This window comes from Aeromonas sp. EU05-FHT14A05, from assembly GCF_058791175.1.
This window is the reverse complement of sequence record NZ_JBYTDH010000005.1, coordinates 288611-313999: the sequence shown is the minus strand read 5'-3', so window position 1 is coordinate 313999 and position 25389 is coordinate 288611. Positions and strand designations below refer to the sequence as shown.

At 60.2% G+C, this 25389-nt stretch carries 19 protein-coding genes and 1 tRNA gene; 13 read left to right on the top strand and 7 right to left on the bottom strand.

From position 1 onward, the window contains the following. Window positions 1-167: 167 nt before the first annotated feature. Complete coding sequence (locus tag AC3WR3_RS10150) at window positions 168-365, bottom strand: DUF4250 domain-containing protein (protein WP_005323525.1); 198 nt, start codon at window positions 363-365, stop codon at window positions 168-170. Between the two features lie 233 nt (window positions 366-598). Here AC3WR3_RS10150 and AC3WR3_RS10145 point away from each other — a divergent pair, with 233 nt between their 5' ends. Further along, window positions 599-1078, top strand: coding sequence for a cell division inhibitor (locus AC3WR3_RS10145; RefSeq protein WP_492291788.1), 480 nt, complete (start codon window positions 599-601; stop codon window positions 1076-1078). Window positions 1079-1232: 154 nt separating this feature from the next. On the opposite strand, the gene AC3WR3_RS10140 is transcribed toward AC3WR3_RS10145, so the two are convergent. Then, window positions 1233-2756 (bottom strand): fumarate hydratase, encoded by a 1524-nt coding sequence (locus AC3WR3_RS10140; RefSeq protein WP_202045854.1) that lies wholly within the window; start codon window positions 2754-2756, stop codon window positions 1233-1235. 209 nt (window positions 2757-2965) lie between these two features. On the opposite strand from AC3WR3_RS10140, the gene pabB reads away from it, so the two are divergent. The 3 genes from pabB to AC3WR3_RS10125 all read left to right on the top strand — a co-directional run bounded on the left by pabB (window position 2966) and on the right by AC3WR3_RS10125 (window position 6478). Next, window positions 2966-4342 (top strand): aminodeoxychorismate synthase component I, encoded by a 1377-nt coding sequence (pabB, locus tag AC3WR3_RS10135; protein WP_492291787.1) that lies wholly within the window; start codon window positions 2966-2968, stop codon window positions 4340-4342. Between the two features lie 55 nt (window positions 4343-4397). Further along, window positions 4398-4982, top strand: a complete 585-nt coding sequence (locus AC3WR3_RS10130) for a CoA pyrophosphatase (RefSeq protein WP_492291811.1) — start codon at window positions 4398-4400, stop codon at window positions 4980-4982. A gap of 197 nt (window positions 4983-5179) precedes the next feature. Next, window positions 5180-6478, top strand: a complete 1299-nt coding sequence (locus tag AC3WR3_RS10125) for an HAAAP family serine/threonine permease (RefSeq protein WP_492291786.1) — start codon at window positions 5180-5182, stop codon at window positions 6476-6478. 742 nt (window positions 6479-7220) lie between these two features. Here AC3WR3_RS10125 and sstT read toward each other — a convergent pair. Continuing rightward, on the bottom strand, window positions 7221-8471 hold the full coding sequence (gene sstT / locus AC3WR3_RS10120) for a serine/threonine transporter SstT (protein WP_492291785.1): 1251 nt from the start codon (window positions 8469-8471) through the stop codon (window positions 7221-7223). Between the two features lie 336 nt (window positions 8472-8807). Between sstT and AC3WR3_RS10115 the strand changes: the two genes are divergently transcribed. From AC3WR3_RS10115 to AC3WR3_RS10100, 4 genes are all read left to right on the top strand, one after another. Continuing rightward, window positions 8808-10730 (top strand): RecQ family ATP-dependent DNA helicase, encoded by a 1923-nt coding sequence (locus AC3WR3_RS10115; RefSeq protein ID WP_492291784.1) that lies wholly within the window; start codon window positions 8808-8810, stop codon window positions 10728-10730. A gap of 562 nt (window positions 10731-11292) precedes the next feature. Further along, a complete protein-coding gene (locus tag AC3WR3_RS10110) occupies window positions 11293-13215 on the top strand; it encodes a PrkA family serine protein kinase (protein WP_202045858.1) in 1923 nt (640 codons plus the stop codon). 24 nt (window positions 13216-13239) lie between these two features. Further along, on the top strand, window positions 13240-14511 hold the full coding sequence (locus AC3WR3_RS10105; protein ID WP_492291783.1) for a YeaH/YhbH family protein: 1272 nt from the start codon (window positions 13240-13242) through the stop codon (window positions 14509-14511). Window positions 14512-14521: 10 nt separating this feature from the next. Next, window positions 14522-16042, top strand: a complete 1521-nt coding sequence (locus AC3WR3_RS10100; RefSeq protein ID WP_492291782.1) for a SpoVR family protein — start codon at window positions 14522-14524, stop codon at window positions 16040-16042. 61 nt (window positions 16043-16103) lie between these two features. On the opposite strand, the gene fadR is transcribed toward AC3WR3_RS10100, so the two are convergent. Next, window positions 16104-16817 (bottom strand): fatty acid metabolism transcriptional regulator FadR, encoded by a 714-nt coding sequence (fadR, locus tag AC3WR3_RS10095; protein WP_139434293.1) that lies wholly within the window; start codon window positions 16815-16817, stop codon window positions 16104-16106. Between the two features lie 333 nt (window positions 16818-17150). Here fadR and nhaB point away from each other — a divergent pair, with 333 nt between their 5' ends. The 3 genes from nhaB to AC3WR3_RS10080 all read left to right on the top strand — a co-directional run bounded on the left by nhaB (window position 17151) and on the right by AC3WR3_RS10080 (window position 19528). Continuing rightward, window positions 17151-18725 (top strand): Na(+)/H(+) antiporter NhaB, encoded by a 1575-nt coding sequence (nhaB, locus tag AC3WR3_RS10090; protein WP_247626003.1) that lies wholly within the window; start codon window positions 17151-17153, stop codon window positions 18723-18725. An 86-nt stretch (window positions 18726-18811) separates the two neighbouring features. Continuing rightward, window positions 18812-19333, top strand: a complete 522-nt coding sequence (dsbB, locus tag AC3WR3_RS10085; protein ID WP_492291781.1) for a disulfide bond formation protein DsbB — start codon at window positions 18812-18814, stop codon at window positions 19331-19333. A gap of 24 nt (window positions 19334-19357) precedes the next feature. Beyond that, complete coding sequence (locus AC3WR3_RS10080) at window positions 19358-19528, top strand: hypothetical protein (protein ID WP_492291780.1); 171 nt, start codon at window positions 19358-19360, stop codon at window positions 19526-19528. Window positions 19529-19636: 108 nt separating this feature from the next. Here AC3WR3_RS10080 and AC3WR3_RS10075 read toward each other — a convergent pair whose 3' ends face one another. The 3 genes from AC3WR3_RS10075 to uvrB form a co-directional block, all read right to left on the bottom strand. Then, window positions 19637-20287 carry a DedA family protein gene (locus AC3WR3_RS10075; protein ID WP_139434290.1) on the bottom strand — a complete coding sequence of 217 codons (651 nt, stop codon included), beginning with the start codon at window positions 20285-20287 and terminating at the stop codon, window positions 19637-19639. 80 nt (window positions 20288-20367) lie between these two features. After that, on the bottom strand, window positions 20368-20625 hold the full coding sequence (locus AC3WR3_RS10070) for a YkvA family protein (RefSeq protein ID WP_492291779.1): 258 nt from the start codon (window positions 20623-20625) through the stop codon (window positions 20368-20370). After that, on the bottom strand, window positions 20622-22634 hold the full coding sequence (uvrB, locus tag AC3WR3_RS10065; RefSeq protein WP_139434289.1) for an excinuclease ABC subunit UvrB: 2013 nt from the start codon (window positions 22632-22634) through the stop codon (window positions 20622-20624). Before uvrB ends, AC3WR3_RS10070 begins: the two co-directional genes overlap by 4 nt. 132 nt (window positions 22635-22766) lie before the next feature. Between uvrB and AC3WR3_RS10060 the strand changes: the two genes are divergently transcribed. Further along, window positions 22767-22842, top strand: a tRNA-Asn gene (locus AC3WR3_RS10060). 772 nt (window positions 22843-23614) lie between these two features. Further along, window positions 23615-25300 (top strand): aspartate:alanine antiporter, encoded by a 1686-nt coding sequence (locus AC3WR3_RS10055; protein WP_139434287.1) that lies wholly within the window; start codon window positions 23615-23617, stop codon window positions 25298-25300. Window positions 25301-25389: the final 89 nt, after the last annotated feature.

Here is a 25389-nt window from a genome sequence, read left to right as displayed (position 1 = left end):
AATTCAAAAAGTTGGATTCATGAATAGGTTTTCAATGATTGCCAGCGGCTGAAAATACGTGAAAATAAGCGCCGACTCGGCCGGTGATGAAATCGCTTTCAATGCTTGGTGCATCGGCACGGCAATAAAAGGAAGCTGCCCCAATTGGGGCAGCTTCCCGAGCTGAATTAACCATGGGCCTTGAACTGGTTACTCATAGGGTCGTAGTGATAACCAATCTGCTGCAGACGGGTGGCCAGCTGATCCTCCGTCATGTCGTAGTAAGCCAGCAACTCTTCCAGACCATCGCACTCCAGCCGCAGCTTCTCGTTGATGATCCCGAGCAGAATATTGGCGTCCAGCCGTTGCAAGGTGCTCACATCCATCTTGGTCCCTCCTCTTGCCATACATACTGTATAACCATGAGCGCCGGCCCGCGCTTTGTCTACAGGTTAAAAAACACCCGCCCCATCATCAATATAAATAGTGTTTAAATTCAAATAGTTAATAAAAACCCCTGTTAGTCGGCTCACATTTTTAATCACAAACGCCTTGTCACTGGCATGAGATAGAACTACTGTATACACATACAGCATGGTTATTCATACAGGACACACATATGAGCCAGCCCCTGAGTCACCGCCCACTCTCCTCCTCTGCCGGTGTGATCACCACCTGGCCCACCCGCCATCAGAGCAAGGCGGAGCATGAGCATCGACTGGCCATGGATCTCCATGAAGCCCCGTTGCTGGATGCGCTGGGAAGATTGAGCCAAAGCGACAGCGGCTGGATCCTGCTCATAGCCCCGCCAGGGCTGCCCGTTGCCAAGCAGCTGCAGGCCCAGGGAATCAATCCCGCCCGGGTACTGGTGGTTCACGGCCCCAAGATCAAGAACTGGCAACGTCTGCTGGAGCAGAGCCTGGCCAACGGCCATTGTGCCGCCGTCTTGACCTGGCTGCCCGAACGGGTTGCCCTGGATCGCAGCCGCCTCAGCACCCTGGGACAGCGTGCCGGTGTCCTGACCCGCTTCTTCGAGCCCGCCCCTTCCCAGGGGGGCACTCTCTGCTACGGTGGGCAGGACGTCTACCTGAACCATTGAGTCATATCGTGCCGACTCGGGCTGGCAGGGCTCCCCACCCCACGTCAGTCTGGCAGGGCGGCAACCAAGACGAGAAAGGCGACCCTGAGGTCGCCTTCTGTCATATGGCCTGGGCTGCCATCTGCCCGGCGCCCCACCAGGGGCTTGTACCGGATCAGGCGAGCCTGGTATCCAGCTCGGCAATTTTGGCAGACCAGTAGGCCGGGCCGGTTTCATGGATGTTGTTGCCCTGGGAGTCCACCGCCACTGTCACCGGCATGTCTTCCACCTCGAACTCATAGATGGCTTCCATGCCCAGATCGGCGAAGGCTACCACACGGGCCTTCTTGATGGCCTTGGCCACCAGGTAGGCGGCACCACCCACTGCCATCAGATAGACGGCCTGGTGTTGCTTGATGCTCTCGACGGTTTTCGGACCCCGCTCGGACTTGCCTATCATGCCGATGAGGCCGGTTTCACCCAGCATCATGTCGGTGAACTTGTCCATCCGGGTGGAGGTGGTGGGACCGGCCGGGCCGACCACTTCGTCACGCACCGCATCGACCGGGCCGACGTAGTAGATGAAGCGGTTGGTGAAGTCGACCCCTTCCGGCAAGCCTTCGCCATTTTTCAGCATGTCGGCAATGCGCTTGTGGGCGGCGTCACGGCCGGTGAGGATCTTGCCGGACAGCAGCACGGTATCGCCGCTCTTCCAGCTGGCGAGCTCGGCCTTGGTGATGCCATCGACATTGACCCGGCGCACGTTGCCGCCCGCTTCACGGGTGATTTCCGGCCAGTCACTCAGCCTCGGCGGAGTCAATTCGGCGGGGCCAGAGCCATCGAGCTCGAAGTGAACGTGGCGAGTGGCGGCGCAGTTGGGGATCATCACCACCGGCTTGGAGGCGGCATGGGTCGGGGCGGATTTGACCTTCACGTCCAGCACTGTGGTGAGGCCCCCCAGCCCCTGGGCGCCGATCCCCAGCCGGTTGACCTTGTCATAGAGCTCGACCCGCAGCTTCTCTTCTGTGGTCTCTGGACCCCGGGCGATCAGCTCCTGAATGTCGATGTGCTCCATCAGGGCTTCCTTGGCGAGCACGGCCGCCTTCTCGGCGGTACCGCCGATGCCGATCCCCAGCATGCCAGGCGGGCACCAGCCGGCGCCCATGGTCGGCACGGTTTTGAGCACCCATTCGACCACGTCGTCGGAGGGGTTGAGCATCACCATCTTGGACTTGTTCTCGGAGCCGCCGCCCTTGGCCGCTATGCTCACTTCCACCTTGTCCCCCGGGATCATGTCGATGTGCACCACGGCAGGGGCGTTGTCCTTGGTGTTCTTGCGACTGCCGGCGGGATCCGCCAGCACGCTGGCACGCAGCGGGTTGTCCGGATTGGTGTAGGCGCGGCGGGTGCCCTCGTCCACCATCTCCTGCACCGTCATGTCGCTGTCCCACTGCACCTGCATGCCGATCTTGACGAAGCAGGTGACGATGCCGGTGTCCTGGCACAGGGGGCGATGCCCTTCGGCAGACATGCGGGAGTTGATCAGGATCTGGGCCAGGGCATCCTTGGCGGCCGGGTTGATCTCGCGGTCATAGGCAGCCTTGGCGGCGTGGACAAAATCGAGGGGGTGGTAGAAAGAGATGTACTGCAGGGCGTCAGCAATGGAATCGATAAAGTCCTGTTTTCTAATGATGCTCATATCATCCTCACTGGTCCTTGTCGTCGCTTGCGCGAGCAAGGGCTTCCATATGAGCCGGGCCTTCGGCAGGCGGCGAATGCGCACAGAGCCGGCGACTACGGCGTGTTTTTATAACGGTGTTTTTCTTAAAAATGCCGGCGGCCATGATACGCTTGAGCACCCGAACCGGCTAGGGAGCTGGGTGCAAACTGTTGCCTGTGTAACAAAAAATGAAACCAAGACTGCATATCCACCATTTCGACCCGCAAGCATCGCTTCACGCCCTGTTTGCCCGCTTGCAACACCAGGCCTGGGCCATCCTGCTGGAATCGGCAGGCCCAACGGGCGCCGACAACCGCTTTGACATCATCAGCGCCGATCCGCTTGCCACCCTGGAGACCCGGGGTGCCAGCACCTGCCTCACCCAGGCTGGCCACCAGAGCCATCATGACGGCGATCCCCTCGCCCTGCTCGCCGAGACCCAACGAGCCCTGCTGGGGGAGCTGGTGCAGGATGAGCATGAGCTGCCCTTCGTCGGGGGCGCCCTGGGGCTCTTTGGCTACGATCTGGGCCGACGATTCGAACGTCTGCCCGTCCAGGCCAATGCAGACATCCAGGTACCCGACATGGCGGTGGGGATCTACGACTGGGCACTGCTGCGGGAGGTTGCGACCGGTCGCTGGCAGCTGGTGCACTGGGGAGAGGAGGCCGGGCTCGCCAGACGATTGCAGTGGCTGACGGCGCAAGCCCCTCGGCCCTGCGCCCCCTTCGCCTTGCAGGGCGAGTGGCAGAGCAACATGAGCCGGGCCGAGTACGGCGAAAAGTTCGCCCGCATCCAGGCCTATCTGGCGGCAGGGGATTGCTATCAAATCAACCTGACCCAGCGCTTCAGCGCCCCCTATGGAGGGGACGAGTGGTCCGCCTATCTCGCCCTCAGTGCCGCCAACAAAGCCCCCTTCTCGGCCTTTGTCCGGCTACCCCGTAGCGCCATGTTGAGCCTCTCCCCCGAGCGCTTCCTGCTGCTCGATGGCCGCCACATCGAGACCAAGCCCATCAAGGGCACCCGGCCCCGTCATCCGGATCCCGCTATCGACAAACAGGTGGCCGAGTCGCTCGCCAGTGCCGACAAGGACAGATCGGAGAACCTGATGATCGTGGATCTGCTGCGCAACGACATAGGCCGGGTCAGTCGCCCAGGCTCCGTCAGCGTGCCGAGCCTGTTTGCGGTGGAGTCCTTCCCCGCCGTGCATCACCTGGTCTCCACCATTCACGGGGAACTGGATGCGCGCTGGCAGGGGGTGGATCTGCTGCGGGCCTGTTTCCCAGGCGGCTCCATCACGGGGGCCCCCAAGATCCGGGCGATGGAGATCATCGAGGAGCTGGAGCCGGTGCGCCGAAACGCCTATTGCGGCAGCATCGGCTATCTGAGCCAACACGGCCGGATGGACACCAGCATCTGCATTCGCACCCTGATCGCCGAAGCCGGCCGGCTCCATTGCTGGGCGGGAGGGGGCATCATCGCCGACTCAGACCCGGACGCCGAATATCAGGAGACCTACGACAAGGTGGCCCGCATCCTGCCGCTGCTGGCTGCCTTGCGCCAATGAGCCTGTGACTGCCCTCGCCCGCCCCAAGGAGACCAGGACCGAGATGGATATCGAGATGAACCGCGCCGAGCTGCTGACCCGCTTCCTGTTGCAGCGCCCCGCCCCCGCCCACCGTCTGGCACTGGCGGGGCTCAAGCCGGCGGCTGTGCTGATCCCCCTGGTGGAGCGCCCCCAGGGGCTGCGCCTGTTGCTGACCCGTCGCAGCACCACCCTGCGCCACCACCCGGGGCAGATAAGCTTCCCCGGCGGGCGCCAGGATCCGGAAGATGAGAGCCTGATCCACACGGCCCTGCGAGAGACCCATGAAGAGCTCGGGATCCCCGCCTCCCAGATCCGGGTCATCGGCAGCCTCACCCCGCTCAACACCATCTCCCTGTATGACGTCCTGCCTGTACTGGCCATGATAGACCCCGACTACCGGCTTGCCCTCAGCCCCGACGAGGTGGAGCTGGCCTTCGAGGTGCCCCTCAGCCATGTGCTGGATCCGGCCCACCACATAGCCCTGACCCTGCCAAGGGCGGGCAAGCGCCACACCATCTACTGGATCCCCTGGCAACACTCCTTCATCTGGGGGGCCACCGCCAGCATGATCCGCCAACTGGCCCAGCACCTCTCAGAACAACATATTGATAACCTTTAGAGGTTAGAAATTATCCAGTTAACATTCAACTAACACTGCATATAATAAATAAATTTTGATTTTTTATTCTTTTGATCACATTTCCATAAGAAAGTGCGGGTTTCAGCCTCATAAAGGTGAATCTGATCAACATTTTTGGGTAAAAAGAAAGTATTCTTGCGCCGACTAATTAAAACCACACATTCGGGGTGAGACACATGTCCAATACTGTCACTGGCGCACAGGACGTTGCAGCCGCACAGGAGCAAGGGATCCGCTCGATCCAATCACGCGGTTGGAGCAAACAAGACACCACCTGGGTTATCAGCCTGTTCGGCACCGCCGTCGGCGCCGGCATCCTGTTCCTGCCCATCAACGCCGGCATGGGTGGCTTCTGGCCACTGGTAGTGATGGCGCTGCTGGTCGGCCCCATGACCTACCTGGCCCACCGCGGCCTGGCGCGCTTCGTGCTCTCCTCCAAGAAGCCCAATGCGGACATCACCGAAGTGGTGGAAGAGCATTTCGGCGTGGGCGCAGGAAAATTAATCACCCTGCTCTACTTCTTTGCCATCTACCCCATAGTGCTGATCTACGGCGTGGGCATCACCAATACCGTCGAGAGCTTCCTGGTCAACCAGCTGCAGATGACGGCGCCACCGCGCTGGATCCTCTCCATCGTGCTGATCATGGCCATGATGTCGGTCATGCTGGCCGGTGAGAAGCTGATGCTGAAGGTCACCGAGTTCCTGGTGTACCCCCTCATCGCCATCCTGGCGGGCATCTCCCTCTACCTGATCCCGGACTGGACCGGTGCCGCCCTGGCCCAGGTGCCTTCCGCCAAGGATTTCGCCACCACCCTGTGGCTGACCATCCCGGTGCTGGTGTTCTCCTTCAACCACAGCCCGGCCATCTCCAGCTTCGCCCTGGCCCAGCGCCGTGATCACGGTGACAACGCCGTCGCCAAGTCCGACGCCATCTTGAAGCGCACCGCCATCATACTGCTGGGCTTCGTGATGTTCTTCGTCTTCTCCTGCGTGATGAGCCTGACTCCGGCCCAGCTGGCAGAAGCCAAGTCCCAGAACATTGCCGTGCTCTCCTACCTAGCCAACCAGCATGCGAGCCCCATCATCTCCTACTTCGGTCCGCTGGTTGCTTTCGTCGCCATCGTCTCCTCCTTCTTCGGCCACTATCTGGGTGCCCGTGAAGGTCTGAAGGGCATGGTGATGCAGCAGATGCGCTCCTCCGGCAAGGAACCGAACCACAAGAAGATCGAACTGTTCATCATCGCCTTCTTCATCCTGACCCTGTGGGGCGTGGCCGTGATCAACCCCTCCATCCTCGGCATGATCGAATCCCTGGGTGGCCCCATCATCGCCACCATCCTGTTCCTGATGCCGATGTACGCCATCAAGCGCGTCCCGGCCATGGCGAAATACCAGGGCCAGATCAGCAACCTGTTCGTGGCAACCATGGGCCTCATCGCCATCTCTGCCATCCTCTATCAGCTGGTCGGCTAACCCCGCCCCCGATAGCCAGGGTCAACCGGATCGCCGGTTGACCCTGGCCAGAGACCCACAGCCCGGCAGGCTCAGCGTGCCGGGCTGTTTTCATTGCTGTACCCCGAGGTTCGGCAAAGGCCTGGATAAGGCCATCTGCCTATCAGCTACCTTTCCCCACCGGCCACCCGCTGCGTTGCCACCCGTGCAATCTGCCCCTGTCCTCAGGCCCCGCGCTTGGGCAAAAGGGATGGCAGCCCCATGCTGCCGAGTGATCCCCCACGCCCATGATCCCTTCTGCCCTTTGCCTAGTGCCTGTGCAGGAGGATGGGCGCTATACCGCGCCTACATCGGGCACCTAGGGCCTCCCCGCAGGGGTCTGGTTTTGCATCCGATGCGCGGGATGCCGTCGATCGCAAGCCCCGCTCTCAGATGCAACGGTGCCGAGCAGAATCTCTGATGCTCCAGGTCGGCGCCCATATGCCCGCTGACGAGCTTGAGGCCTTACCGCGATGGCGACACGGCGGCTGACTGCCCATCAGCGCCTGAGCATATGACCCCCGCCGCCCCTGCCGCCCTTCCTTTCCAGAGGGATAGCCGCGACCGCCCTCGCAGGCAGGCGCGTCCACCCATGGACGAGAGGTCCACAGCGGCAACCGGCAGATTGGATTAAGGAAGGCGCAAGCGTCGGTGACACAAGATTGCAGACAATAAAAAGCGCCCTCCGAAGAGGGCGCCAGCATTCAGGGAAAAGCTAAGGGGATCAGGCTTCGCGGCTGGGCAGCGGCGCCGCCTCCAGCAGGCTCTCATCCTCGGCCATGCAGGCGGCCGCGGTGAACAGCACGTCGGTGGAGCTGTTGAGGGCCGTCTCGGCGGAATCTTGCAGCACCCCTATGATGAAGCCGACGGCGACGACCTGCATGGCGATGTCGTTGCTGATGCCAAACAGGCTGCACGCCAGCGGGATCAGCAGCAGGGAGCCACCGGCCACGCCGGAGGCGCCACAGGCGCTGATGGTGGCGACCACGGAGAGCAGAATGGCGGTGGCTATATCCACGTCCATCCCCAGGGTGTGCACCGCCGCCATGGAGAGCACAGTGATGGTGATGGCAGCACCGGCCATGTTGATGGTGGCGCCCAGCGGGATGGAGACAGCGTAGGTGTCTTCCGGCAGACGCAGCTTCTCGGCCAGCGCCATGTTGACCGGGATGTTGGCGGCGGAGCTGCGGGTGAAGAAGGCGGTCACGCCACTCTCTTTCAGGCAGGTCAGCACCAGCGGATAGGGGTTACGCTTGATCTTCCAGAACACGATGAGCGGGTTGACCACGAAGGCGATGAACAGCATGCAGCCGATCAGCACCACCAGCAGCTGGGCATAGCCAAACAGGGCATCGAAACCTGTCTCGGCCAGGGTGGATGCCACCAGACCCAGGATGCCGAGCGGGGCACAGCGGATCACCGCTCTGACGATGCTGGAAACCCCGTGGGACAGGTCGTTGATCAGCGCCTTGGTGCTGTCACCCGCGTGACGCATGGCGATGCCAAGGCCGATGGCCCAGGCCAGGATACCGATGTAGTTGGCATCCAGCAGCGCCTTCACCGGGTTGGTCACCACGTTGAACAGCAGGGTCTGCAGTACCTCGGTGATGCCGCCCGGCGGGGTGATCTCGGCAGTGCTGGCCACCAGGTGCAGGTTGGAGGGGAACAGGAAGCTAGCCATCACGGCCACCACGGCGGCCAGGAAGGTCCCCAGCACATAGAGCAGCAAGATCGGCTTCATGTTGGTCTTCTGACCCTGCTTGTGACCGATGATCGCCGACATCACCAGCACGAAGACCAGCAGCGGAGCGACCGCCTTCAGGGCACCGACGAACAGGCTGCCAAGCAGACCCGCCGCCTTGGCCCATTCGGGCATGAACATGGCAAGGAGGATACCGAATACCAGACCGACCAGGATCTGGCTAACCAGACTGGTGCTGTTGACCAGTTTTATGAGGGGGTGTTGTTGTGTCATCAAATAGTCCCTGTGCACTCATGGTGCGTGAATCATTAGTCCTGTTGGCAACCTGCCGCGCGCATTGACACCGGCCTGTGGACGGTGGTGCCGTTGGCAAACCTTCTTCTGGATCTGTCCATACGCGTGGGGTTGCGGACAAGGAATATCCCATCTGCCATCGTTTTTTTCCACATAATCACTGAAAAATATCAGGGTTACCTCACAAAAAATCTACAACAATGTGATAACACAATATCAACTACGGTCAAATTGTCACCAAACCAGTCCTATCATCGGCCGATGTGGAGGCGAGAGTGGTATCATGCCGCTCACTTTGCACTGGAGCCTGTTGCCATGATCACCTCTTTATTGACCCGACACTTCGGCTTCGACCGGCTACGACCCGGCCAGGAAGCGGTGATCAGCCGCCTGCTGGCCGGCAAGAGTGCGGCTGCCATCTTCCCGACCGGCGCAGGCAAGTCCCTCTGCTACCAGTTGCCCGCGCTGGCACTGCCCCATCTGACCCTGGTCATCTCCCCCCTGCTGGCGCTGATGCACGATCAGCTCGCCTTCTTGCAGAGCAAGGGGATTGCCGCCGCCACCCTGGACTCCAGCCAGACCCCCGAGGAGAGTCGCCGGGTGATGCAGCAGGCCAGCGACGGCCAGCTCAAGATCCTGATGATCTCGGTGGAGCGCCTCAAGAACGAGCGCTTTCGCCGCTTCATCGCCCAGGTGCCGCTCTCCCTGCTGGTGGTGGACGAGGCGCACTGCATCTCGGAGTGGGGCCACAACTTTCGGCCAGACTATCTGAAGCTGCCGGACCATCGCCGCGATCTCGCCATTCCCCAGGTACTGCTGCTCACCGCCACCGCCACCCCGGCGGTCATGGCAGACATGCAGGCCAAATTCGCCATCGAGGCCGAAGATCTGGTGGTGACAGGTTTCTATCGCCCCAATCTGGATCTCGCCGTGATCCCGCTGGCCGGCAGTGCCCGCGATGGCTGGCTGCGTGACGAGTTGCGCCGCGATCCCGCGGCCCCCACCATCGTCTACGTCACCCTGCAGCAGAGCGCGCAGCAGTGCGCCGATCAGCTGCAGGCCATCGGCATTCGCGCCTGTGCCTATCATGCGGGGCTGGATCCCGCCCTTCGCAGCCAGATCCAGCACGACTTCATGGCCGGCCGACTCGACTGCATCGTCGCCACCATCGCCTTTGGCATGGGGATCGACAAGGCCGATATCCGCCGGGTCATTCACTACGATCTGCCCAAATCCATCGAGAACTACAGCCAGGAGATAGGCCGCGCCGGACGTGACGGGCTCCCCTCCCGCTGCATGGTGCTGGCGAGCCGCGCCCAGTTGCCTGTGCTGGAAAACTTCGTCTATGGAGACACCCCGGACAGGGAGGCCATCCTGAGCTTGCTCCAGATCCTTCAACAGAGTGGTGCCGAGTGGGAATTCAGCCTGCTGCGCCTCTCCAACGAGACCAACATTCGCCAACTGCCCCTCAAGACCCTGCTGGTCTATCTGGAGATGGCGGGGATCATTGCCCCGGCCTACAGCTACTTTGCCGAGTATCGTTTCAAGTTTGTGCTGGAAAAACGGGAGATCCTGGCCCGCTTCAATCCCGATCGCCGCCAGTTCCTGGAGCAGCTGTTCACCTGTGCGCCCCAGGCGCGCAGCTGGTGCACCATGGACTTCGATGCGCTGTGGCAGGGTTATCAGGGGGAACGCCAGCGCGCCGCGGCGGCGCTGGATTATCTGCAGCAGCAGGGCTGGATCGAGCTTGAAAGCAAGCAGATGACGGAGGTGTATCGAGTCGTGCGCCAGCATATCGACCCGGCGGCACTGGCCGAAGAGCTGCATGGACTGTTTGAAAAGAAAGAGCAGAGCGAGCTGGCCCGACTCCAGGCCCTGCTGGGGTTCTTTATCTCGACTCACTGCCTGAGCCATGAGCTGGCCCGCTATTTTGCCGATGAAGAGGCGCCCGAGCGGTGCGGGCACTGCTCCGTCTGCCGGGGGGAGATAGCCGTGCTGCCGCCGCTGCCATCTCCGGGCTTGCCCAACGAGCACGGCTTGCGCGCCTGGTGCGATCCTCTGATTGCCCTGTGTCACCAGCGCCATCCCAGGATCCTGACCCGCTTCCTGTGCGGTATCGCCACCCCATTGACCACCCGGACCAAGGCGAGAAACCTGGCCGGTTTTGGCCAGCTGGCGGCTCATCCCTTCGCAGAGGTGCTGGCGGCGGTGTCGGCGATCTATCCTGCCGACGCTTGATCACCCGCTTGCCGGACGCTGAAAAAATAAGACCCTCGCGGATGCGAGGGTCAAGCCAACGGAAACGTGCTTAAACAGAGCTTAGTATCTGCACAATCACCCACTCTCTTGCTAAAGCGATGACTGCTCGACACAGGGCCAATCTAGAGCAGCCGGAATGTAGCGTCAATGTAAAAATTAGAGCTTAAACACCAAACAACACGCATTACGTTAACGTAAGCGTAATGGCATTTCATCCCTTCTCCCCTGCCACCCTTGCCCCGCCTGTACTTCGATTCGACAAACCCGGGAGCCATCATTTTCTGCGCCTGCCACACAAACATTTATTTTTTATGTCTTTGACATTTGCATCACTGTCGTGGCAAAAATAATTTAACAGTCAGTAACATAGAGATGTCATTGGCTGCCTCTTCCCGCATGAGGATCGGGAAGCTCCCGTACAAACTTAAACCAATGATGGCGATGGATTACTGGGGGCTGTTGACTAGGCTTAAGAGGTAAACAGAACAAAAGTAGTGATCCACTCTTTTTCAGGGTAAGCGACTATAACGAGGGCTAAGTTATGGGCATCTTCGAGCACTATCAACAGCGGTATGAGAAGGCCAGAGAGGAGGAGTACAGCATCCAGGAGTTTCTGGATATGTGCAAACAGGACAAATCCTGCTACGCCTCCGCCGCCGAACGACTGCTGGCTGCCATCGGCGAACCGGAAATGATCGACACTTCCGTCAATCCGCGCCTCAGCCGCCTCTTTTCCAACCGCGTCGTCGCACGCTATCCCGCTTTCAAAGACTTCTATGGCATGGAAGAGGCCATTGAGCAGATCGTCTCCTACCTCAAGCACTCCGCCCAGGGACTGGAAGAGAAGAAGCAGATCCTCTACCTGCTCGGCCCCGTCGGCGGCGGCAAATCCTCGCTGGCCGAGAAACTCAAGTCCCTGATGCAAAAAGTGCCCATCTATCGCATCAAGGGATCGCCGGTCAATGACCACCCCTTCTGCCTGTTCGACATCGAAGAGGACGGCGAGATCCTGGAAAAAGAGTACGGCATACCGCGCCGCTACCTGAGGCCCATCATGTCCCCCTGGGTCGCCAAGCGGCTGCACGAGTTTGGCGGTGACATCACCAAGTTCAAGGTGGAGAAGGTCAACCCCTCCATCCTGGATCAGATCGCCATCGCGAAAACCGAGCCGGGGGACGACAACAACCAGGACATCTCCTCCCTGGTGGGCAAGGTCGACATCCGCATGCTGGAGCACTACGCCCAGGATGATGCCGATGCCTACTCCTACTCAGGGGCGCTGTGCAAGGCGAACCAGGGGATGATGGAATTCGTGGAGATGTTCAAGGCGCCCATCAAGGTATTGCACCCCTTGCTGACCGCGACCCAGGAAGGCAACTACAACGGCACCGAGGGACTCTCCGCCCTCCCCTTCGACGGCATCCTGCTGGCCCACTCCAACGAATCCGAGTGGCAGCAGTTCCGCAACAACAAGAACAACGAGGCCTTCCTCGACCGGGTGTACATCGTCAAGGTGCCCTACTGCCTGCGCGTCTCGGAAGAGGTGAAGATCTACGAGAAACTGCTGTTCAACAGCGAGCTGACCGAGGCCAAATGCGCCCCGGGCACCCTGGAGCTGCTGGGCCAGTTCTCCGTATTGTCACGGCTCAAGGAGCCGGAAAACTCCAGCCTCTACTCCAAGATGCGGGTCTATGACGGCGAGAGCCTCAAGGATACGGATCCCAAGGCGAAGAGCTATCAGGAGTATCGCGACTACGCCGGCGTCGACGAGGGCATGAACGGCCTCTCCACCCGCTTTGCGTTCAAGATCCTCTCCCGTGTCTTCAACTTCGACCATGCGGAAGTGGCGGCCAACCCTGTCCACCTCTTCTATGTACTGGAGCAGCAGATAGAGCGCGAGCAGTTCCCGCAGGAGCTGCACGATCGCTACCTCGAGTTCATCAAGGGCTATCTGACCCCGCGCTACGTGGAATTTATCGGCAAGGAGATCCAGACCGCCTACCTCGAGTCGTATTCAGAGTACGGGCAGAACATCTTCGATCGCTATGTCACCTATGCCGATTTCTGGATCCAGGATCAGGAGTACCGTGACCCCGAGACCGGCCAGCTGTTTGACCGGGCATCGCTCAACAGCGAGCTGGAGAAGATCGAAAAACCGGCCGGGATCAGCAACCCGAAGGATTTTCGCAACGAGATCGTCAACTTCGTGCTGCGTGCACGGGCCAACAACGCAGGCCGTAACCCCAACTGGACCAGTTACGAGAAGCTGCGCACCGTGATCGAGAAGAAGATGTTCTCCAACACGGAAGAGCTGCTGCCGGTTATCTCCTTCAACAGCAAAACCTCGGCCGAGGAGCAGAAGAAGCACGATAACTTTGTCGAACGGATGATGGAGAAGGGCTACACCCGCAAACAGGTACGCCTGCTCTCCGAATGGTATCTCAGGGTACGCAAGTCATCCTGACCCTGCCGTGTTCAAGGGGGAGTTATGGCGCATTTTATCGACCGCAGGCTCAACGGCAAAAACAAAAGCGCTGTCAATCGGCAGCGCTTCATCCGCCGCTACAAGAAGCAGATCAAACAAGCGGTCTCGGATGCTGTTTCCAAGCGCAGCATTCAGGACGTGGACAAGGGCGAGAGCATCAGCATCCCGACCAAGGACATCGGTGAGCCCCATTTCCATCAAGGCCAAGGCGGTAAACGGGAAATGGTGCACCCGGGCAACGATCAGTTCGTCTCCGGTGACAAGATTGACCGCCCCAAGGGAGGGGGCAGCGGTCAGGGCGGGGGCGAGGGCCAGGCCTCGGATCAGGGCGAAGGAGCTGACGACTTCGTGTTCCAGATCTCGAAAGACGAGTACCTGGACCTGCTGTTTGAGGATCTGGAGCTGCCACGGCTGCAGAAGACCCAGCTCAACCAGCTGATGGAGATGAAAACCTACCGCGCGGGCTACACCTCCAACGGGGTGCCCGCCAACATCAACGTGGTGCGCTCGCTGCAAAATTCGCTGGCGCGTCGCATGGCGCTGCAGGCGGGCAAGAAGCGCCAGCTGCGTGAACTGGAGGAGCGGCTGGCCCTGCTGGCCGTCGATCCCAACGAACATTTTGCCGAGATGGCACAGCTCGAAAAGGAGATCAGGGAGCTGAAACGGCGGATCGAGGCGGTGCCCTTCATCGACACCTTCGATCTCAAGTTCAACAACTTCGTCAAACGGCCCGTGCCCTCCAGCCAGGCGGTGATGTTCTGCCTGATGGATGTCTCCGGCTCCATGGATCAAGCCACCAAGGAGATGGCCAAGCGTTTCTACATCCTGCTCTATCTGTTCCTGAGCCGGACCTACAAGAACGTGGAGGTGGTCTACATTCGCCACCACACCCAGGCCAAGGAAGTGGACGAACACGAGTTCTTCTACTCCCAGGAGACCGGCGGCACCATAGTCTCCAGCGCCCTCAAGATGATGAACGACATCATCAACGAGCGTTACCCTGCCCACCAGTGGAACATCTATGCGGCGCAGGCATCCGATGGCGACAACTGGGCGGATGACTCGCCCCAGTGCCGGGAGATACTGATGCGCGACATCATGCCGCGGGTGCGCTACTACTCCTACATCGAGATCACCACTCGCGCTCATCAGACCCTGTGGCACGAGTACGAGTCGGTGGCCGAGCAGTACCCCCACTTCGCGATGGAGCACATTCGCAAGGTAGAGGACATCTATCCGGTGTTCCGGGAGTTGTTCAAGAAGCAAGCGGCTTGAGGGATCACATATGGTAGAAACCGCGAGAAAAATAGCGCCGCTGGACGATGGGCCTGACTGGAACTTCGAGCTGCTGGAGACCTATCACCAGGAGATTGCCCGGGTTGCCAAGTTTTATCGGCTGGATACCTATCCCAACCAGATCGAGGTGATCACCGCCGAGCAGATGATGGATGCCTACTCCAGCGTCGGCATGCCCATCGGCTACCAGCACTGGTCGTTCGGCAAGCGCTTCATCCACACCGAGCGCAACTACAAGCGCGGCCAGATGGGCTTGGCCTATGAGATCGTCATCAACTCCGACCCTTGCATCGCCTACCTGATGGAAGAGAACACCATGCCGATGCAGGCCCTGGTGATGGCACACGCCTGCTATGGCCACAACTCTTTTTTCAAGAACAACTACCTGTTCAAGGCCTGGACCGATGCCTCCTCCATCATCGACTACCTGCTGTTTGCCAAGAACTACATCACCGAATGCGAGGAAAAACACGGTATAGATGCCGTAGAGCGGCTGCTCGACTCCTGCCATGCCCTGATGAACTTCGGGGTGGATCGCTACAAGCGGCCCCAGAAGATCTCCCTGGCAGAGGAGAAACGGCGCCAGAAGGCGCGGGAAGATTACCTGCAGACCCAGGTCAACGAGCTGTGGCGCACCCTGCCCAAGCAGCACAAGGCCGCCGGTATCGAGGACAGGCGTTATCCGCCCGAGCCTCAGGAGAACATCCTCTACTTCATCGAGAAGAACGCCCCCCTGCTGGAACCCTGGCAGCGGGAAGTGGTGCGCATAGTGCGCAAGATCAGCCAGTACTTCTACCCGCAGAAGCAGACCCAGGTGATGAACGAGGGCTGGGCCACCTTCTGGCACTACACCATCCTCAATCACCTGTATGACGAGGGGAAGATCAGCGATCGCTTCATGATAGAGGTGCTGCACAGCCACACCAACGTGGTGTACCAGCCCCCCTACAACAGCCGCTACTACTCGGGCATCAACCCCTATGCCCTCGGTTTTGCCATGTTCACCGACCTGCGCCGCATCTGCGAGCACCCCACAGAGGAAGACAGATACTGGTTCCCCGATTACGCCGGCACCAACTGGGTCGACACCCTGCACTTCGCCATGCAGAACTTCAAGGACGAGAGCTTTATCAGCCAGTTCCTGAGCCCCAAGGTGATGCGCGACATGAAGCTGTTTGCCATCGATGACGACGATCTGAAGAACTACCTCAAGGTCTCCGCCATCCACAACGAGGAGGGTTACCGGCTGGTGCGCAACACCCTGTCAGCCCAATACAACCTGAGCAATCTGGAGCCCAACATTCAGGTCTACAACGTGGCGGTGAAGGGAGATCGCTCCCTCACCCTGCGTTATGTCCCCCACAACAGGATCCCCCTCGGCGAGTCGCGGCACGAGGTGCTCAAGCATCTGCACCAGCTGTGGGGATTCGATGTGGTGCTGGAGCAGGATAACGGCGAGCTCACCGCGGACATCATAGGGCGCTGCCCGGATCGCAAGAGCCTGACCTGATGGGCAGGCAAGGAGCATAAAAAAACGCGCCATCAGGCGCGTTTTTTCGTTGTGACACACATCAGTTATCGCACAGGTTGCTCGGCATGTCCTGGCGCAGACGGGTCCACAATTTGCCTGACTCTATCCCGTACTGGCGCACCGTCATGAACACGGCCTCGTGATTCTTGGTCTCGGCCAAGCCCAACAGCGTCTTGTAGTAGGCATCCGCCGTCTCGCGCGCCTGCTTGTCGGAGAAGTAATAGCGGCCGACCCGGCTGTACAATCCCTTGAACCCATTGAGGATCAAGGCGTAGATCGGATTGCCGGAAGCAAAGGAGAGCTGGTGGTGCAGACGGTAATCGAACTCGGCATAGGCCTCAGCCGTGTTCTCGACCTCATCGGCCCCGCGCAGGATCTCGGCGGCTTGCTCCGGGTTGTTGCGAATGGCGCCACGGATGAAGATGGTGCAGATGTTGGTGCGCGCCGACAGCAGTTGGGCCACCAGATCCGGCACCTTGTCCTGATCGAGCCGTGCCAGGGTCTCCAGGATGTTGAGACCCGAGGTTTCCCAGAAATTGTTGACCTTGGTCGGTTTGCCATGCTGGATGGTGAGCCAGCCATCGCGGGCAAGGCGCTGCAGCACTTCGCGCAAGGTAGTGCGAGTCACGCCAATCAGCTCGGACAGTTCGCGCTCCGCCGGCAGAATGGATCCTGGAGGAAAGCGATTGTTCCAGATGGACTCGATGATGTATTCCTCGGCAAACCCGGCAGGGCTTTGCGCTTTTATGACCATGTGGTGACTCTGTTGTAGTGCGTAAAAAGGCTCACGAATAATAGCAAAGCCGGTCATGCTGGCAAGCAGAAGGTCAGTCCTCTGCTCACATTAACCCGATCTTTTTGTTAAAAATATGTATACGACCATATGGCCGGAGCCAAGCAACACCAAATGATGGTGATATCGACGCCTCACCGCTGGGCAAGTACGGCGGCGTTATTTATAGTTAGCGCTCCCTTGATTAAAATCATGTGCAATCAATTTGATAAAGGTGAATATCCGGATGTTCGGGTCGAGTCGGGCTCGACTGCATAGACGCAGATACCAACAACAGAACAGAGAACCATCATTATGCCAATCAGCCTAGGGCGCGCTTTTGCAAAGAATTTTTTGGGTAATGCCCCTCGGTGGTACAAAATTGCCATCGTTCTATTCCTGCTGATCAATCCGATCGTCTTCCACATTGATCCCTTCCTGGCTGGCTGGTTGCTGGTTGTCGAGTTCATCTTCACCCTGGCCATGGCGCTCAAGTGCTACCCGCTGCAACCGGGCGGCCTGCTGGCCATCGAAGCCGTGCTCATCGGCATGACTTCGGCGAACCAGATCAAGCATGAACTGGTGGCCAACATCGAAGTGCTGCTGTTGCTGGTCTTCATGGTGGCAGGCATCTATTTCATGAAGCAGTTGCTGCTCTACGTCTTCACCAAGATGCTGGTCCGCATCCATTCCAAGACCCTGCTCTCCCTCGCCTTCTGCCTGGTGTCGGCCTTCTTGTCCGCCTTCCTCGACGCCCTGACGGTGATCGCCGTGGTCATCAGCGTCGCCACCGGTTTCTACGCCATCTATCACAAGGTGGCCTCCCGCGACGAGTTTGAGGGTCAACATCAGGATGACGAGGACATCGACGAGTTGTCTCGCCAGCACCTGAACGAGTTCCGCGCCTTTTTGCGCAGCCTGATGATGCATGCCGCCATAGGTACTGCCCTGGGGGGCGTGTGCACCCTGGTCGGCGAGCCACAGAACCTCATCATTGGTGAGCAGGCGGGCTGGCATTTCGGTGAATTTGCCATTCGCATGGCCCCGGTCACCATCCCCGTCTTCCTCTGCGGTCTGCTCACCTGCATCCTGGTGGAGAAATTCCGCTGGTTCGGTTATGGCACCAAGTTGCCAGAGCCTGTGCGCCATATCATGGAAGCCTATGAGCGCGACGAAGATGCCGGGCGCAGCCCGCAAGACAAGGCCAAGCTGCTGGTCCAGGCGGCGATCGCCATCTGGCTCATCACAGGTCTGGCCCTGCATCTGGCGGCGGTGGGCCTGATCGGCCTGACCGTCATAGTGCTCGCAACGTCCTTCACCGGCGTCACCGAGGAACATGCCCTCGGCAAGGCCTTCCATGAGGCGCTGCCCTTCACCGCCCTGCTCACCGTCTTCTTCAGCGTGGTCGCGGTGATCATCGATCAACAGCTGTTCAAACCGGTGATCCAGTGGGTACTGGCTGCCAAACCCGAAGATCAGCTCGCCCTCTTCTATCTGGCCAACGGCTTGCTCTCCATGGTGAGCGACAACGTCTTCGTCGGTACCGTCTACATCAACGAGGTAAAGACTGCCCTGCTCAATGGCGCCATCAGCCGCGAGCATTTCGATCTGCTGGCGGTGGCCATCAACACGGGGACCAACCTGCCGTCGGTGGCCACCCCCAATGGCCAGGCGGCCTTCCTGTTCATGCTCACCTCGGCGCTGGCGCCGCTGCTGCGCCTCTCCTATGGCCGCATGGTGTGGATGGCTCTGCCCTACACCCTGGTGCTGGGGCTGGTGGGATTCTTTGCGGTGGAACAACTGCTCGCCCCTGCCACCGAATGGTTCTACCAGGCCGGCTGGCTGACGCAGGGGGGCGCCGTGCCAACCCTGGCACCCGCGGCACACTGATGACGCGAGGGGCCATGAGGCCCCTTTCTTTTTAAATGGGGCTCTGCTCTAATTCAGCCATTATTTTTCTCTGTGAGATCAATCAGATGATCGAGTTTCTTCGCCGTATTGCCAGCCATCGTCTGGCCTGGGGCTTGCTGGCCGCGTCGGCTCTCTGCTTCGAGCTGTGCGCCCTCTTCTTCCAGCATGTGCTGGGTCTGCACCCGTGTGTGATGTGCATCTATGAGCGGATCGCCATCCTCGGGGTGTTCGCTGCCGGCCTGCTCGGCATGGTGGCGCCAGAGAAGTGGTATCTCCGCTGGAGTGCCATGCTGCTGTGGGGCTACAGCGCCTTCTGGGGCCTGAAGCTGGCACTCAAGCATGTGGATTACCAGGTGAACCCCTCCCCCTTCAATGTGTGCGAAGGTTTCGTCGACTTCCCAAGCTGGGCTCCCCTCGATCAGTGGGTGCCCTGGCTCTTCTTCCCGGACGGCGATTGCAGCGAGATCAGCTGGCAGTTCCTGAGTTTCTCCATGCCGCAGTGGTTGATCATCATCTTCGCCGCCTACCTACTGGTGTTTGCGGTGGTCGCCATCGGCAACCTGGTCAAGGGCCGCTGCTGCAGCTGACGCTGACGCCGCCATATACGACGCATGCAAAAGGGAGCCATCGGCTCCCTTTTCAATCAACGGTGTCAGTCACCCAAGCCGCTCCTGTTTCTCCATGCCCCTGTCATCTGGCTGATGGCCAGCTTCGCCGCCTACCTGCTGGTGTTCGTGGTGGTCGCCATCGGCAACCTGGTCAAGGGGCGCTGCTGCAACTGACGCTGACGCTTACGCAGCCATATAAGACGCATCAACACATACAAAAGGGAGCCATCGGCTCCCTTTTCATTCTCTGCAGTCTCTGTGCACGGTTGCACAACCACGTGCTCAACTCGCCTTGGCTGTGTGCATCCTGGCCTTCACCATGCCGACAATCATGGGCAGCAGCGAGATGCCGATGATGCCGAAGATGAGCAGGGTGAAGTTGTGGCGCACCACCGGCAGGTTGCCGAAGAAGTGCCCCGCATAGACGAACGACAACACCCACAGCAAGCCGCCAATCAGGTTGAACGCCAGGAAGCGCGGGTAGGTCATGGCTCCCATGCCCGCCACGAAGGGGGCAAAGGTGCGCACTATGGGCAGGAAACGGGTGATGATGATGGTCTTGCCGCCATGCTTGGCATAGAAGGCGTGGGTCTTGACCAGATAGTCGCGCCGGAAGATCTTCGAATCGGGATTGCGAAACAGCTGATCCCCGAAGAAGTGGCCTATGGTGTAGTTCACCACGTTGCCGAGCACGGCGGCGATGATCAGCACTCCCGCCAGGGTGTGCACGTCCAGCACGCTGCCCACTGTGAGGGCGCCTGCGGCAAACAGCAGGGAGTCGCCGGGCAGGAAGGGGGTCACCACCAGGCCGGTCTCACAGAAGATGATGAGGAACAGGATGGCGTAAACCCAGATGCCATAGTGCTCGAACAGCTCTTTCAGGTGCACGTCAACGTGCAGAATAAAGTCGATTGCAAACAGGATCAGATCCATTTTCTCATACCCATGAAGTGAACGGCGTGGAGTCTACGCCAATGCCTTGCGCCCGACAATCTGCGGCATCGTCTCTCCCCTCATTCCAGGGTATCCAGCCCCTTCCTGACCGTTGCGGGCAGGCAGGACTCCCACCCCCAGAGCAGCAACAGCAGCAGGCTGACGTCGTCGAGCCAGCCAACGAAGGGCACCAGATCCGGGATGAGATCCACCGGACTGATGCCATAGACGAGGATGAGGATCACCAGCGCCTTGGCCCACCAGGGGGTGTCCGGATGGCGAAAACCGGCGTAGAGGCGACGCAGGCGCCGCCAGATCAGCCAACGCTTGCCGCTCATGATTCGATCAACTCGCCGCGCAGCCGCTGGATCTGATCCCGCATGGCGGCGGCCTGTTCGAACTCCAGATCCCGGGCATGCTGGAACATCTGCTCCTCCATCCGCTTGATCTCCTTGGCGATCTCGCTGGCGGAGCGGGCATGGTACTCCCCTTGCGGCTCGGCCGCCTTGCGACTGCCTCTGCCGGGTTTGCCGGCGGTGCGGCTGCCCCCCATGTCCATCACGTCCCCCACCGACTTGTTGAGGCCCTTGGGCGTGATGCCGTGCTCCAGGTTATGGGCGTGCTGCAGGGCACGGCGCCGCTCGGTCTCCTCGATGGCCACCTTCATGGAGTTGGTGATGGTGTCGCCGTAGAGGATGACCTTGCCGTTGAGGTTGCGCGCCGCCCGGCCAATGGTCTGGATGAGGGAGCGGGTGGAGCGCAGGAAGCCCTCCTTGTCCGCATCCAGAATGGCCACCAGGGAGACCTCCGGCATGTCGAGCCCTTCCCGCAGCAGGTTGATGCCCACCAGCACGTCGAATTTACCCAGGCGCAGATCGCGGATGATCTCCACCCGCTCCACTGTGTCTATGTCCGAATGCAGGTAACGCACCCGCACGTCGTGATCCGCCAGGTATTCGGTCAAGTCTTCCGCCATCCGCTTGGTGAGGGTGGTGACCAGCACCCGCTCCTCCACCGCCACCCGCAGCCGGATCTCGGAGAGCAGATCGTCCACCTGGGTGGTGACGGGGCGCACCTCGATGACAGGATCGAGCAGGCCGGTGGGACGCACCACCTGCTGCACCACGTCGCCGCCGGACTTCTCCAGCTCGTAGGGACCGGGGGTCGCCGAGACGAACACCGTCTGGGGCATCAGGGCCTCGAACTCGTCAAACTTCAGCGGCCTGTTGTCGAGCGCCGAGGGGAGCCGGAAGCCGTACTCCACCAGGGTCTCCTTGCGGGATCTGTCCCCTTTGAACATGGCGCCTATCTGCGGCACAGTGACGTGGGACTCGTCGATGATGAGCAGGCCATCCCCCGGCAGGTAGTCAAACAGGGTGGGCGGCGGCTCGCCGGGGGCCCGCCCCGACAGATAGCGGCTGTAGTTCTCGATGCCGGAGCAGTACCCCAGCTCCTGCATCATCTCGATGTCGAACTGGGTGCGCTGGCTGATGCGCTGCTCCTCCACCAGCTTGTTGAGGGAGAGCAACTGCTCGCGGCGTCCCTTGAGCTCTTCCTTGATGTGATCGATGGCCCCGAGGATGGTCTCCCTCGGCGTGGCGTAGTGGGTCTTGGGGTAGATGGTGTAGCGCACCACCGTCTGCTCGATGGCGCCGGTCAGGGGATCGAACTGGGAGAGGCGCTCCACCTCCTCGTCAAACAGCTCCACCCGCAAGGCCAGCTTGTCCGATTCGGCAGGGTAGATGTCGATCACCTCCCCCCGCACCCGGAAGGTGCCGCGCTGGAAGGCCATGTCGTTGCGGGTGTATTGCAGCTCGGCGAGGCGGCGCAGAATGTCCCGCTGGTTGATCACATCCCCCACCTTCAGGTGCAGCATCATGCTGAGGTAGGCCTGGGGGTCCCCCAGACCATAGATGGCCGATACCGAGGCGACGATCACCACGTCCCGCCGCTCCAGCAGCGCCTTGGTGGCCGACAGCCGCATCTGCTCGATGTGATCGTTGATGGAGGCATCCTTCTCTATAAAGGTGTCCGTGGTCGGCACATAGGCTTCCGGCTGGTAGTAGTCGTAATAGGAGACGAAGTACTCCACCGAGTTCTCGGGGAAGAACTCCTTCATCTCCCCATAGAGCTGGGCGGCCAGGGTCTTGTTGGGAGCCAGTATCATGGTCGGGCGGTTCAGGGTGGCGATGACGTTGGCCATGGTGAAGGTCTTGCCCGACCCGGTCACCCCGAGCAGGGTCTGGTGGGCGAGGCCGGACTCTATGCCATCGAGCAGGCGGGCGATGGCCGCAGGCTGATCCCCCGCGGGTTTAAACTGGCTGGCCAGCTTGAAAGGCTTATTCATGACGACTCCCGACAAAAAACGGCAAGAGAGCAGTGTACCCCGAGTTGACGGGCCTGGGTATCCGCTCTCGCCCCCTGACGGCTATTGACCCCGAAATGCGACCTCTGTATGATGCTCCTCCTTGCCTGATGTTCCCCCGTAGTTCAGTCGGTAGAACGGCGGACTGTTAATCCGTATGTCACTGGTTCAAGTCCAGTCGGGGGAGCCAATTCCTCACCATCTCGGTGCAAGTTATCCACTTTAGTGCTTTCCTCTGCCAATTTTAATGCACAAGCCGTCCCTCGCGGCACACTCCCCATTTGATCCCCGGTTCCTGGCCAGCAGCGTTTTGTTCTGCTGCGTATAACTATTTGATTTTTATAGAAACATTTTTTTACCGGTATTTTTTGAACAGTCCTTGCACCCCAGTATTGGCGCGGCTTGCAGGCTGATCGCCAAGTTTCATGAACAGGGTTATCCACAGTTTCTGTGGGTAAGTGTGCCAAACCCAATGCAGGCCTAGGTTGGCAGCGATTGTCTCCGCTTTGGCGAGGCGAAACATCTCGCCCCCCATTTTCTCCTGTTTTTGCCCTCCCCCCTAAATGGGTCGGACGGGGGTGAGACATCCTCTTCCTGCCACTTTTTTTTCGCCATGCCCCGTGCCATGGGTCAGCCTCCGCCTGACGGCAAAAAGGGTTCCTTTGCATCCCTCGCTCCCCGCCAGTCAAAAATGCTGAAAACCATGCTCAATCGCCCCCTGCGCAGCAGGTAATAAATTGTCCACAGGGCTGTCACCCCTTCCCTGGTCGACAGCAGAAATCACTCATTGACAGCGAGAACGGCAGCGGAAAATAGAGGTATTTTCCCCAAGTAGCCCGCGCATCCCTCCCCTCCCCGGGGAGACCAGCACTTAACTGGCCGTTAATCCGCTTTCGCGCTTCTTTCTTGATGAGGGATCCGGCACAATATCGGCCCCACTTTTTTCCTCGGTTTTTCCGGGCATGACCATAGATTTCGTGACACTGCTACATCAAAGCGACTCCCTGCTGCTGTTCGTGGTGCTGGCCTTCGGCCTGCTGCTGGGCAAGGTGCGCATCGGCAACTTCCAGATTGGCAACACCATAGGGGTGCTGTTCACCGCCCTGCTGTTTGGCCAGATGGGGTTCCAGTTCTCCACCTCCACCGAGAACGTCGGCTTCATGCTGTTCATTTTCTGTGTGGGGATCGAGGCGGGCCCGCACTTCTTCAGCGTCTTCCTGCGCGACGGCATCCACTACATCACCCTGACCCTGGTGATCCTGCTGACCGCCTTGCTGCTGACGGTGGGCCTCGCCAAGTTCTTCAATCTGGGGCCCGGCATGGCGGCGGGGATACTGGCGGGGTCGCTCACCTCGACCCCGGCGCTGGTGGGGGCCCAGGATGCCCTGCGCAGCGGCCTGCTCAACCTGCCCCACGGCACCGACATGCAGCCCGTGCTCGACAACATGGGCATCGGCTACGCCCTGACCTACCTGGTGGGTCTGGTGGGGCTGATGCTGGTGGTGCGCTACCTCCCCTCCCTGGCACGACTCGACCTCAATACCGAGGCCCAGAAGATCGCCCGCGAGCGGGGGCTCTCCGACAGCGAGAGCCGCAAGACCTACCTGCCCATCATCCGCGCCTACCGGGTCGGTCCTGAGCTCGCCGCCTGGATAGGTGGCCGCACCCTGCGCGAAACCGGCATCTACCCCCACACCGGCTGCTATGTGGAGCGGATCCGCCGTAACGGCATACTGGCAAGCCCGGATGGAGATGCGGTGATCCAGGAGGGGGACGAGATCGCCCTGGTGGGTTATCCCGAGAGCCACGAGAAGCTGGACGTCAACTACCGCAACGGCAAGGAGGTGTTTGACCGCAACCTGCTCGACCTGCAGATCGTCACCGAAGAGATAGTGGTGAAGAACGACGCCGTGGTGGGCCGCCATCTGGTGGAGCTCAACCTCACCGAGAAGGGCTGCTTCCTCAACCGGGTGGTGCGCTCCCAGATCGAGATGCCGTTCGATCGCAACATCATGCTGCAAAAAGGCGACGTGCTGCAGATCAGCGGCGAGAAGCAGCGGGTCAAACTGCTGGCCAACAAGATCGGCTTCATCAGCATCCACAGCCAGACCACGGATCTGGTGGCCTTCACCACCTTCTTCGTGCTCGGCCTGCTCATCGGCTCCGTCTCCCTGGTGTTCGGCCAGATCGAATTTGGCCTCGGCAACGCCGTCGGCCTGCTGCTGGCGGGCATTCTGATGGGTTACCTGAGGGCCAACCACCCGACGGTCGGTTATGTACCGCCCGGCGCCCTGCGCCTTGCCAAGGATCTCGGCCTCGCCGTCTTCATGGTGAGCACAGGGTTGAAAGCGGGGGGCGGCATCCTGGATCACCTCAGCGAGGTGGGGGTAGTGGTGCTCTTCTCCGGCATGCTGGTGACCACCTTGCCGGTGCTGGTGGGCTATCTGTTCGGGGTCTGGGTGCTGAAGATGAACCCGGCCCTGCTGCTCGGGGCCATCACGGGGGCCCGTACCTGCGCCCCGGCCATGGACGTGGTCAACGAGGCCGCCAACAGCTCGATCCCGGCGCTCGGCTACGCCGGCACCTATGCGGTGGCCAACGTGATGCTGACCCTGGCGGGCTCCTTCATCATCGGTTTCTGGTTCTAGCCCAGATCCCCTTGACCCGACACTATCCGCAAAGAGGGAGCCCATGGGCTCCCTTTTTTGTCGTCGGGGCTGAGGGCTTTCAACGACCA

Bases quoted from the DNA above. Each gene is read 5' to 3' on its own strand.
- AC3WR3_RS10150 (WP_005323525.1), bottom strand. From the start codon at position 365: ATGGATGTGAGCACCTTGCAACGGCTGGACGCCAATATTCTGCTCGGG.
- AC3WR3_RS10145 (WP_492291788.1), top strand. From the start codon at position 599: ATGAGCCAGCCCCTGAGTCACCGCCCACTCTCCTCCTCTGCCGGTGTG.
- AC3WR3_RS10140 (WP_202045854.1), bottom strand. From the start codon at position 2,756: ATGAGCATCATTAGAAAACAGGACTTTATCGATTCCATTGCTGACGCC.
- pabB (WP_492291787.1), top strand. From the start codon at position 2,966: ATGAAACCAAGACTGCATATCCACCATTTCGACCCGCAAGCATCGCTT.
- AC3WR3_RS10130 (WP_492291811.1), top strand. From the start codon at position 4,398: ATGAACCGCGCCGAGCTGCTGACCCGCTTCCTGTTGCAGCGCCCCGCC.
- AC3WR3_RS10125 (WP_492291786.1), top strand. From the start codon at position 5,180: ATGTCCAATACTGTCACTGGCGCACAGGACGTTGCAGCCGCACAGGAG.
- sstT (WP_492291785.1), bottom strand. From the start codon at position 8,471: ATGACACAACAACACCCCCTCATAAAACTGGTCAACAGCACCAGTCTG.
- AC3WR3_RS10115 (WP_492291784.1), top strand. From the start codon at position 8,808: ATGATCACCTCTTTATTGACCCGACACTTCGGCTTCGACCGGCTACGA.
- AC3WR3_RS10110 (WP_202045858.1), top strand. From the start codon at position 11,293: ATGGGCATCTTCGAGCACTATCAACAGCGGTATGAGAAGGCCAGAGAG.
- AC3WR3_RS10105 (WP_492291783.1), top strand. From the start codon at position 13,240: ATGGCGCATTTTATCGACCGCAGGCTCAACGGCAAAAACAAAAGCGCT.
- AC3WR3_RS10100 (WP_492291782.1), top strand. From the start codon at position 14,522: ATGGTAGAAACCGCGAGAAAAATAGCGCCGCTGGACGATGGGCCTGAC.
- fadR (WP_139434293.1), bottom strand. From the start codon at position 16,817: ATGGTCATAAAAGCGCAAAGCCCTGCCGGGTTTGCCGAGGAATACATC.
- nhaB (WP_247626003.1), top strand. From the start codon at position 17,151: ATGCCAATCAGCCTAGGGCGCGCTTTTGCAAAGAATTTTTTGGGTAAT.
- dsbB (WP_492291781.1), top strand. From the start codon at position 18,812: ATGATCGAGTTTCTTCGCCGTATTGCCAGCCATCGTCTGGCCTGGGGC.
- AC3WR3_RS10080 (WP_492291780.1), top strand. From the start codon at position 19,358: ATGCAAAAGGGAGCCATCGGCTCCCTTTTCAATCAACGGTGTCAGTCA.
- AC3WR3_RS10075 (WP_139434290.1), bottom strand. From the start codon at position 20,287: ATGGATCTGATCCTGTTTGCAATCGACTTTATTCTGCACGTTGACGTG.
- AC3WR3_RS10070 (WP_492291779.1), bottom strand. From the start codon at position 20,625: ATGAGCGGCAAGCGTTGGCTGATCTGGCGGCGCCTGCGTCGCCTCTAC.
- uvrB (WP_139434289.1), bottom strand. From the start codon at position 22,634: ATGAATAAGCCTTTCAAGCTGGCCAGCCAGTTTAAACCCGCGGGGGAT.
- AC3WR3_RS10055 (WP_139434287.1), top strand. From the start codon at position 23,615: ATGACCATAGATTTCGTGACACTGCTACATCAAAGCGACTCCCTGCTG.